Genomic DNA, 9,606 nt, shown 5'->3' with positions numbered 1-9,606 from the left:
TTTTTCAGGACGTTATCGCAATCGCAGGCAGAGATTTGGTTTGCGCTTAAACCTAATTGCTGGCTTGCTGAACTACGAACTGGCACATGCCTCCTGATTCATGCAGGAGGTCTATTATTTTCAAGCGCAAAAGTTTGTTGGAACGCCTCACGCTGACCAAATTCGCCAGGTAAAGACACCGAAGGATGCGGCGAGAATGGGACGAGAGCGATCGCGGCCCCTGCGTCCCGATTGGGAACAGGTAAAAGATGACATTATGCGAAAAGCCGTGCTACGCAAATTTGAAACTCATGCCGATATCCGCGAAGAATTACTTTCTACAGGCGATGAGTTAATTGTTGAAAATGCACCCGGTGATTATTATTGGGGCTGTGGTGCTGATGGCAGTGGCAAGAATATGTTGGGGCAAATTTTAGTAGAAGTGCGAGAGATAGTGCGCCTTAGCAACCAGCAATAACAGAAAGAATCGGCTCAAGCTAGAGCAGAGCAATTAGCAGAGAGATTGCGCTCAATGGGGATTAATCCAGATGAGGTGTGAGTAGGCGAGCGCCTATGCCGTATGCACCCAAAAAGTTTGTGGCTCTGATGACCGCTCACTCTAACGACTAGATGTCTTTATAGGACATTATCTAGCTGTATTGAGAGCAGGAATCAGAGCCACAGTTTAGTTTTATCAGAAGTGCAAGCAGTCTAGGAAACTAGCACTTTATCCCTTAGCGGTTGCCACGCACGGGCACTCGGCTGAGGTAGTCAATGTCAAACGCAGAGACCCGTTGTGGGTAGTTGCGCTTGGTACTGAGCGACGCCGCAACCTCGCGGAACCGGCGGGGATCGCCTTCGGGAAGTTGCCGTTCTTGGTTCTTGCGGCTGTAGAACTTCTCCACAGTAAAGCGCCAATCGGTCTTGACTGTGCCAGCACTTTCGCGGAAGTCTTCGCCATAGCGAGGCGTCACCAGGTTAAAAGGACGCTGTTCCATCCGCTTGCGCTGGTAGGGTACGGTGAAGTCCCCAAAGTTGTCGGTATATTCTTGGCTGTTCACCAAGGCATCAACAAAACCGCTGAAGCCCAAAGTGGCAATTTTAATCGACCAAGCGATTTCTTCGGCTTTGTTGTAAGGCTCCCGACCTAAAAAACGCTTGAGACAAATGTTTACAAGGCGATAGTTGTTATTGACCGAGACAACCACACGGTAAAATGCCTCTGACTTCGCCAGACCAGCAATAAATTCCCTTACTGTAATCGTCGCATTTTTCAGCTGAGATTCTAGGGTAATCTGACGGTTGAATCTGAGGATTTCATGCTCGCTGAAGACTTGGCGATAAGCCGCCCAAATCAGCTGCTCCATTTCTATCGGTGAATTGGCATCTTCCACGCGATAGATGTATGGGGTATCTTCGTTAAGATCCGCTTTTCCAAAGCTCTTAACTCGTTGGTTTTGGGTGGTTGGTTTGTATTCAAGTAATGGCAGTGCCATTTAAAAATCTCCCTTATAAAGTGGTTGAGACTTCCTATTTTCCAGCATCGGGGTATCCTCTGGTCGATGGAATCCCCGTGCTACCGGAGAGGAAAACTTACTTGCGAGTTAATCGACACTCGTGTCTCTTGCGCTGTATTATCCCGTGTCATGTCGGGAATTTTGATGTTAGCCGTGTTAACGGTAACAGTATTGGTGACAGCTTTCGGGTTGATTGCCCGTGCCATATCCAAGAAGTTTTGCACATTGCCCCATTTGTAGCGTGCACTTTCTTCCTTATCGCGCCAGTAATCGGCGTAGCTAGGCGTCACCAAGTTAAAGGGTCGATCTTTGTAGCGACGACGCTGATAAGGCACCGTACTGTCGCCAAAGTTAGACTGATACTCCTCACTATCGACTAGGGCATCAATGAAGCCGCTCAGTCCCTTAGTGGCAATCTTAATTGACCAGGCGATTTCTTCGTCTTTGTTGTAGGGTGCCCTGCCCAAGATCCGTTTGAGGCAAACTTCGACGACTCGATAGTTGGAGTTTTTCTCAACAACCAAGCGGTAAAATCCCTCAGTCTTCGCCAAACCTCGGATGAAGTCGCGCACAGTAATGGCGCGGTTCTTCACTTGAGATTCCAGGTCAACCTGACGAAAAGAATTGAGGATTTCGTGCTCGCTGAAAACCTGACGGTAGGCTGCCCAGATTAATTCTTCAAGGTCGCTATTGTCAATGCAGTTTTCAAGGCGATAACTCCGGGGAGTATCTTCGTTTGGCACTTCGTAACCCGATACTCGCTGGTTCTGCGAACTGGGTTTGTATGAAAGCAAAGGGATGGACATAGGTAAATTGTTAGTTCCTATCTTGTTGGATTGCTAATTGCCATGAACCATGAACAATTAGCCATTAGCCTTTAGGCTTTGGGCGTTGGATAAAGGTAGCGGTAAGGAAGGGCTACGTCGGTGCGACCTACAGCAGGTTGCAAGTTGGCAGCTTTGCTCCTCGTGTCGGGAATCTCCATGTTTTTAATTTGAGAGAGTACCCGATCTCTGGTGCGCTGGTAGTTGACTTCGCTAGGGGCAATACTCCGAGCCATTTCCAAGAAGTTGTTTGGAATTGCTTGACGAACCGAGGTTTTACCCGCGGCGTTTTGACCCCCCACTTGGAAGTAACTCCGAGTATCTAGACCCATCATGCGACCGCGCCAGTAATCACTGTACCGGGGGTTGACCAAGTTAAAGGGTCGCTCGTTAAACCGGCGGCGCTGATAAGGTACAATCTCATCGCCGAAGTTCTGGCGGTATTCTTCGCTATCAACAACGGCATCGATAAAGCCATGCAATCCCTTGGAAGCAATTACAATTGACCAAGCAATTTGCTCGTCTTTGCCATAGGTAGCGCGTCCCAGAAACCGCTTGAAAGTGATGTCAACTAAGCGGTAGTTGGAGTTCGTGTCTGCCACCAACTGCCGATAAACATCGGACTTGCCCAATCCTCGAATAAACTCGCGCACGGATATGGCTCGATTCCGCAGTTGAGATTCTAGAAAAGGTTGGCGGTAGCTTTCTAAAATTAAATGTTCGCTGATGATTTGCCGGTAAGCAGCCCAGATCAAGTCATTAATTGCCGTGTCTGAGGTTGCATCTGTCAATCGATAAATCTGTGCGTCGTCCTCATCAGGTACTTCGTACCCTTCTACACGCTGATTCTGCGTGGTTGGTGTAATTTCAAGAAGTGGAATTGGCATATTTTTTGTTGTTAGTTGTTAGTTGTTAGCTGTTAGTGATGAGTCCATGAATAAAAGACGAATGAGCCTTTGCTAAGGACTCATCACTAATGATTGGTGAGCCAGCTGAACTCTGGCACGAACTGCTGGGTCATTATCTAAAGCCATTTCCGCTAATCGCTTTTGGATGGACGGGCGGACTTCCAACTGAGTGGAGAGTGCTTGCAAGCCGACGACAGCGGCGTAGCGAATCGCCCAGTCCTGGTCTTGAGAAATGAGCAGCAGGGTTTCCAATGCCCTAGCGATCGCGCTTTGAATCTGTTGGGCATTCAACGTGTTCCACCGGAGGTTTCCCAGCCCTTTCGCAGCAGCGCGGCGAACGCTGGGCGCGAAGTCGGTGACTGCTGCCTCTACTAAGATGTCTAAAGCGCGGGGGTCGGCGATTCCGGCTAGGGCACGAATCGCATAAGCCCTGGCACCGTAGTCATAGGCGTCCAGTTTTTCCAGCAAGGGTTGTACGGCGATTTCCCCTAACTGAATCAGCCCTTCTACTGCTGCTACTGCCGCTCCTGGGTTGTTATAACCTAAGACGGCGATCAGGGTAGGAATCCCAACTTCTAGACGGGCGGCAGTTAAGGCTCGGACTGACGCCACCAAACGTCCGGGGGAATCTGCCTGTTCAATGGCACGAATCAGTTCTTGGGGCGAATCAGTCATTAGTCCATCATCGGCGCTCGGTGGTCAATGGCGAATTGCGAATTGTCAATTGCCATTTGTTAAGTAGCTGAGCATAAATAAACGAAGCAGTAGGGTGGGCACTGCCACCCGTGCCGTGCAATGGGTGGGCAGTGCCCACCCTACCTATAGGCTACGTGCTGTTTAAGTTATGTCTAGCTACTTACTGATTGCTAGTTGTTAATTGCCATTTGCTACTTGCGATTAGCCATTAGAAAACGACAATTGACTATAACAAAGCATCCATCAGGGTCATCACCCTGATGGCGTCAGCAGATAGCGAATTCGGTTCATCTGGGTGTAAAGACGCGATCGCTCGTGCCTGTACGTGTTCCAGCAGCCCTTTGAGGGCAATGAGTTTGAAGCTATTTTCGGTGGCAGCACTGGCGATCGCTTCCGCTGCTGGCAGATAACCAATCGCACCCAAGTCTGATAATACGATGCGGCGCAGTTGCAGATCGCTGCCTTCCAATGCTTGAACCAAGCGTTCCCCATAAACGGAATCTTCCGTTAACTGGTACATTGCCCGCGCTGCTGCATATTGCACCCGCGCGACAGGATGCTCCAGAAACGGTTGAATCTGAGCAGTTGCTTCCGCCGCTTGAAGTGCTCCTAAGGCTTCCAGCGCTGCTTCATAGGGTTGTGTCAGATGAGGTCGCCCTGGTACTGGCAGAGCGGCTACCACACCCCCTTCTAGCAGTTGCATCAGTTCCGGAATGCAGGTGCGATCGCCTAGCATTCCCAAAGACTGAGCTGCGGCTTCTCGAACATAGAAGTCGGAGCAGCGCAAACAACGAATCAGCCCTGGAACGGCTCGGCGATCGCTTAGTTTCCCTAGCGCTCGTGCGGCATTGCGACGGAGGGGGTATCCACCTAGCTCTGTCCGATCCGATTCATCCTCCAAAGCTGTAATCAGAGCTTCTACAGCAGCAGACTCGCGCACGCGGAATTTACCCAGCCACCAGGCAGCATAGTAGCGGAGACTTAAATCTTCATGGCGGAGATTGGCAATTGCCTGCTCCACCGTTAGCGGTTCGCTACCCGGTGGATTTCCGGACGGTGAGTCTGATTCAGAATATCGATCGGGATTAGGCGATCGCATCGTAGGAGTGCAATGACTTGGCTTTTACGAACATGGCTGAATGGGCTTTCTGGGTAAGCTGAATCGGCTTAGCGCTTGCCTTCAGCGTCATGATTTTGATGGGCTGTTGTCGCTTGGCTTTTAGCTTCGCTGTCTCCATCCAGAGTTAAAGGCTGAATGTTGACGATTCTGCCACCCATGCGGTTAATCCGCTGCATTTCTTCATTCATGCGGCTGTAGGGCACTGTGATATAGAAACTGCCACTACGGCGAATGGGATAGCTGAGTTTGTCAGATTCGTAAGTCTGACGTAAACCTTCGACTTCGTAGCGAAATACCCGATTGGCAGCGTCACCCAAAGTACCGCTCCCAAGTGCAGTTTGTCCAAACATCGTTGAAATAGCTCCTGTAATTGGGTTGAAAACAGTTGAGGGGGTGATGACATGAAACTTGATAGTTGGTGTCATCACCATTGTCAAAAAAGATTCATTCAAAAAAGACTAAGTGCGATGACACTTAGAATCTGCTCACCTTAAGCGGGTGAAACGCTGACAATTTTGCCGCCCTGTTTCGTAATTTGCTGTAGTTTTTGGGACAGCTGCTCGTAGGGCACTAGGAAGGCGTTGCTACTGCGACGGACTTTCGGGTAGCCTGGGCTGAGAATTCCAGACACTTCAATGCGATAAACCCGTCCGCTTTGTTCCTTAGTACCGCCGAGGGCTTTTCTGGGGGCTGCGTCTTGAGGAATCGCTGCCGATCTCCAGGACGAAGAACTGCCAGAGGGTTGGAAAATTGTAGAAGCCTCATTTCGGCTCAATTCGCCCATCAGTCGGGGAGTTTTTCCTCCAACTTGGGAGCGATCGCTATTCGCATAACCCCGATACAGGCGGAACATACGAGTAAAGCCGGTCGTTCTCACTCCCGGCTCTACCATAAATCCACGATAATAAGGGACAACGTTGTTTCCGAAGTTGGCTTCATACTCAACGCTGTCGATGTAGGAATCGATTTCTGCGTCGTACCCCTGTTCCTCATAGATATTGAGGTGGGAGTTTATCTCATCCTCTGCGTAAGGTGCCCGCCCTAGCAAATGCTTGTAGTTGAGTTCGATCAAGCGGGTATTGGAATTGCGAAAGAAAAACTTGTTTTTGTATAGATCTGACTTAGCGATCGCGCGGACAAAATCTCTTACCGTTATATTTCCTTGCCGAAGCTGCGATTCAGCATAGGTTAGGCGTTCCGACTTCATGATGTAATCGTTGCCTAGTACCTGACGGTAAACCGCGCGGATTACCGCTTGCAGATCGTCCTCTGTCCAGTCAGGCCGCAGTTCCACCCGTGTTTCATCAAATGCAGAAAGACCTAGGCGGCCTGCTGCTGCTAAATTCGACGCCACTAAACCGGCCATTCTTGCTCTCCCAACGCAACAACTTTTTAAGATTTTTATACTCAAATTGAGAAAAACAATGCCCGGAAAAATTAGCAACTGCTAGCAAGCACGCCAACACTCGCTGATTCTTCCGGGCACCGCACCTGAATACTAGCTCAGGGCGTTAATGGCGTAGTCGATGTAGGTGTTGGCTTCGTTAGCAGCTTGACCAGTCAGACCATGATTGGCCTTGATGTTCTTGAGGGCTTCTACGTACCAGCTGTTGGACAGCTCGAATGTGCGGTTGATTTCATCCAAACCGGCAATCAGGTACTCGTCCATTGGACCTGTACCACCAGCAACTAGACAGTAGGTAACCATCCGCAGATAGTGACCGATGTCACGGGCACACTTGGATTTACCACGAGAGTCAGAAGCATACTGAGGCCCCTGCATCTGGGTGGTGTATGGGAACTTTTGGTACACGGCTTGAGCAGCACCATCAATCAGTTGCTGAGCCTTTTGGGTCAATGCACGGGCAGCTTCCATGCTGGCAGCGGCACGCTCAAAGCGACCGTTAACAGCAGTCAGTTCGGTGTTGCCTAAGAAACGACCTTGGGTATCGGCTGCGCCGATGGCTTCAGTAATCGGGGTCTTCATTGTTGAGGTATCTCCCTAAAAGTGTTTGCAAAGTTTTCGACTAAACAACGCGAATGTTCGCGTCTATCCAACAGCAAGCTTGCTAGTTGTTCTTAAGCAACAGCAGATGAGGCACGATCGAAGTAGCTAGCTACTTCAGACATCAGTTGGCTACAGTCGCCCTTGGTGATGCCATTGGGGTCATTAGCGATTTTGACCGCAGCTTCTTTCATCTTTTGGACGCCAGCAGCAACAGAACCACCAGGAACGCCTAGAGCTTGGTAGGTTTCGCGTAGACCGTTCAAGCAGCGATCGTCCAACACGCTAGAATCACCAGCAATTGTGGCATAGGTAACGTAGCGCAGGATGATTTCCATGTCGCGGAGGCAAGCTGCCATACGACGGTTGGTGTATGCGTTTCCACCTGGTTGAATCAGTTGAGGCTGCTCTTCAAACAAAGCACGAGCGGCGTTGGCAACAATGCTGGAAGCATTGCTGGTGATGCGGTTAACGGTATCCAAACGCTTGCTGCCATCCTTGACAACATTGGTCAGGGCATCGAGCTGCTCGGTGCTCAAGAATTCACCGCGGGCATCAGCCTGAGAAACAACCTTGGCGAATGCATCTAACATGAACTCAATCTCCTACTACTGATTTGGATGAGTGTGGTTTTTTAAAACGTCGATATTTGTCAAGCAGAGCTACTTCAATCTATTGAATCAGCTCTTGGATTGGTCAAGCCCAGACATAAGTCCAACACGCTTTTTAAGTCGCTCTCCCATCCCTTCTGTTACTTTACCTGCAACAAATTGGTTTTCACAGAAATATGAGAAAAGTCCGTGCTTTTATGAGAGATTTGCAACCTTGATAAATCCGTGTCTTGTTTAACTTTTGTCTGTTATTGATCCCTCCGGTTATTTTTATACAACGCCTTCGCAGCTTTGTTTTTTAAGATTTATTAAGCAATCTCAAGAGCCATGAATAAAAGCTCAAATCCTTACCCTTCCAAGGGTCTTGGATTTTATTTCCCACATACTTCGTTACAATTCTCCAAGTATTTATACTCAAAAAAGCCAAGGTTTTTGTTTTTATGGTTTTTTAATATTTGTTTAAAAAGTTTCTCGGCAAGGGTTAGGGGTTTTTTGGAACTAAATGTAATTATGTAGTTTTATGTAAATATATAAAGCCTTATCGGTCTATCGATTGTGGATTAGTGGCAGCAATTCGTCTTCGCAGCACATCGAGAAGCTTTACAAATGCTGAGGGTAGGGGTGCGATCGCTTCTATCAACTCCCCGGTTACTGGATGCTGCAACCGGAGCCGCCAAGCATGGAGCGCTTGACCGGGAAGATTGACGCCGACTGAGTGACCGGAACTGTAAACGGGATCTCCCACAATCGGATAACCGATGTAGGCGCTGTGAACGCGAATTTGGTGGGTGCGACCTGTTTCGAGTTGGAAAAGCATCAACGTGTGGTTTCCCAGGCGTTCCTGCACCCGCCAGTGAGTCATCGCCGCTCGTCCCCCCTTCTCTAGCGGTACGACAGCCATTTTTTTGCGATCGCCTGAATGACGACCGATAGGCTGGTCAATCGTGCCGCCCTCAGCGCGGGGAGAACCGTAGACGACGCCCAAATATTCCCGGCGTGCGGTTTTAGCTTTTAGTTGAGCTTGCAAGTGTTGGTGGGCTTGGTCGGTTTTGGCAACAACCATTGCCCCCGTCGTATCCTTGTCAAGACGATGGACAATTCCCGGACGTTGCACCCCGCCAATTTCCGCGAGAGGACAGTGGGCTAAAAGAGCGTTGACGAGAGTGCCTGCTTCGTGTCCTGCGGCTGGATGAACGACTAAACCCGCCGGTTTGTTGATGATAATTAGGGAATCATCTTCATAAAGAACATCTAAAGGGATTTCTTCTGGTTGCAGGTCTAGCGATCGCACTTCTGGAATCGTTAAAGATAGGCGATCGCCCATTTGCATGGTTGCTTTCTTGGACGTGCAGACGGTGCCGTTCAGTAGCACGTTGCCGTCTTCAATTAGTCTCTGGATGCGCGAACGGGATAAATCTGGTAGTTGTTGGGAAAGATAGCGGTCAATGCGACTGCCTGTTTCTTGAACTTCGAGAGAGATTGAATGGGGGGAATTCACGAATTCACTGTTTAAGTTGGAAACGAACCGCAGAGGACGCAGAGGACGCGGAGGAAGAGAAACAGGAACAAAGGTTAGTGAGGGCGGCGCAATCGCATTTTGGTACGAGTGGGAAGACTTGTTTCTTAATAGTAGCAGTGTAATTACTGCATCCTAGCCGAAACAAATTTACTTTATTTTCCTAATTTCCACTCTTTTGCGCCTGGTAATTTACTCAATTCCTCACTAATAATGTCGCGCAATGCCTTGGCTGAATTGGAATAGGTCAAGCTTAGAAGTTTATTTGCTGCGACAATTATCTCCGTTCTGCTTACCATATCTTGTAGTTGAAATGGGGTATAATTCCCATTTAAAACTTCCACACTTGCCGCGAATATAGCATCTTCAAAAGAATTTTCCAGGTAAGATTCCCATTCATCCTGGTTAATATAGAAGGAAGTTTTATTTT

At 48.9% G+C, this 9,606-nt stretch carries 12 protein-coding genes and 2 pseudogenes; 2 read left to right on the top strand and 12 right to left on the bottom strand.

All coding sequences use genetic code 11. From position 1 onward, the window contains the following. Together NDA06_RS25670 and NDA06_RS25665 are read left to right on the top strand one after the other, a co-directional pair. Window positions 1-97 (top strand): annotated as a pseudogene (locus tag NDA06_RS25670) (IS5/IS1182 family transposase); the annotation flags it as partial. 3 nt (window positions 98-100) lie between these two features. After that, window positions 101-457 carry an NADAR family protein gene (locus tag NDA06_RS25665; protein WP_190986801.1) on the top strand — a complete coding sequence of 119 codons (357 nt, stop codon included), beginning with the start codon at window positions 101-103 and terminating at the stop codon, window positions 455-457. Window positions 458-713: 256 nt separating this feature from the next. On the opposite strand, the gene NDA06_RS25660 is transcribed toward NDA06_RS25665, so the two are convergent. The 12 genes and pseudogenes from NDA06_RS25660 to NDA06_RS25605 all read right to left on the bottom strand — a co-directional run. Beyond that, the gene (locus tag NDA06_RS25660) at window positions 714-1,475 is read right to left on the bottom strand and encodes a phycobilisome rod-core linker polypeptide (RefSeq protein WP_190429920.1); all 762 of its coding nucleotides are present in this window, start codon (window positions 1,473-1,475) and stop codon (window positions 714-716) included. An 80-nt stretch (window positions 1,476-1,555) separates the two neighbouring features. Continuing rightward, window positions 1,556-2,302: a phycobilisome rod-core linker polypeptide gene (locus tag NDA06_RS25655; RefSeq protein WP_190411792.1), complete on the bottom strand. Its 747-nt coding sequence runs from the start codon at window positions 2,300-2,302 to the stop codon at window positions 1,556-1,558. Between the two features lie 71 nt (window positions 2,303-2,373). Further along, complete coding sequence (locus tag NDA06_RS25650; RefSeq protein ID WP_190411793.1) at window positions 2,374-3,207, bottom strand: phycobilisome rod-core linker polypeptide; 834 nt, start codon at window positions 3,205-3,207, stop codon at window positions 2,374-2,376. Window positions 3,208-3,279: 72 nt separating this feature from the next. Then, complete coding sequence (locus tag NDA06_RS25645; protein WP_190682398.1) at window positions 3,280-3,903, bottom strand: HEAT repeat domain-containing protein; 624 nt, start codon at window positions 3,901-3,903, stop codon at window positions 3,280-3,282. 7 nt (window positions 3,904-3,910) lie between these two features. After that, entirely contained in the window at window positions 3,911-4,042 is a 132-nt protein-coding gene (locus NDA06_RS25640; RefSeq protein WP_348251917.1) for a hypothetical protein, read from the bottom strand. Window positions 4,043-4,150: 108 nt separating this feature from the next. Continuing rightward, complete coding sequence (locus NDA06_RS25635; protein ID WP_190986800.1) at window positions 4,151-5,023, bottom strand: HEAT repeat domain-containing protein; 873 nt, start codon at window positions 5,021-5,023, stop codon at window positions 4,151-4,153. A 68-nt stretch (window positions 5,024-5,091) separates the two neighbouring features. Next, window positions 5,092-5,469 carry a phycobilisome linker polypeptide gene (locus NDA06_RS25630; RefSeq protein ID WP_242030379.1) on the bottom strand — a complete coding sequence of 126 codons (378 nt, stop codon included), beginning with the start codon at window positions 5,467-5,469 and terminating at the stop codon, window positions 5,092-5,094. Window positions 5,470-5,534: 65 nt separating this feature from the next. Next, window positions 5,535-6,410, bottom strand: a complete 876-nt coding sequence (locus NDA06_RS25625; RefSeq protein WP_190986799.1) for a phycobilisome linker polypeptide — start codon at window positions 6,408-6,410, stop codon at window positions 5,535-5,537. Between the two features lie 132 nt (window positions 6,411-6,542). Continuing rightward, window positions 6,543-7,031, bottom strand: a complete 489-nt coding sequence (gene cpcA / locus NDA06_RS25620; RefSeq protein WP_190411797.1) for a phycocyanin subunit alpha — start codon at window positions 7,029-7,031, stop codon at window positions 6,543-6,545. Between the two features lie 92 nt (window positions 7,032-7,123). Beyond that, complete coding sequence (locus NDA06_RS25615) at window positions 7,124-7,642, bottom strand: phycocyanin subunit beta (protein ID WP_190411798.1); 519 nt, start codon at window positions 7,640-7,642, stop codon at window positions 7,124-7,126. 556 nt (window positions 7,643-8,198) lie between these two features. Next, entirely contained in the window at window positions 8,199-9,158 is a 960-nt protein-coding gene (locus NDA06_RS25610; RefSeq protein ID WP_190682395.1) for an RluA family pseudouridine synthase, read from the bottom strand. A 173-nt stretch (window positions 9,159-9,331) separates the two neighbouring features. Continuing rightward, window positions 9,332-9,606, bottom strand: a pseudogene (locus NDA06_RS25605) (hypothetical protein); the annotation flags it as partial.

The organism is Trichocoleus sp. ST-U1 (assembly GCF_039961835.1).
In the GTDB taxonomy this organism is placed as follows: Bacteria; Cyanobacteriota; Cyanobacteriia; order Cyanobacteriales; family FACHB-T130; genus FACHB-T130.
Note: the sequence above shows the minus strand (reverse complement) of the source record. Positions and strands in the feature narration are given on the sequence as shown.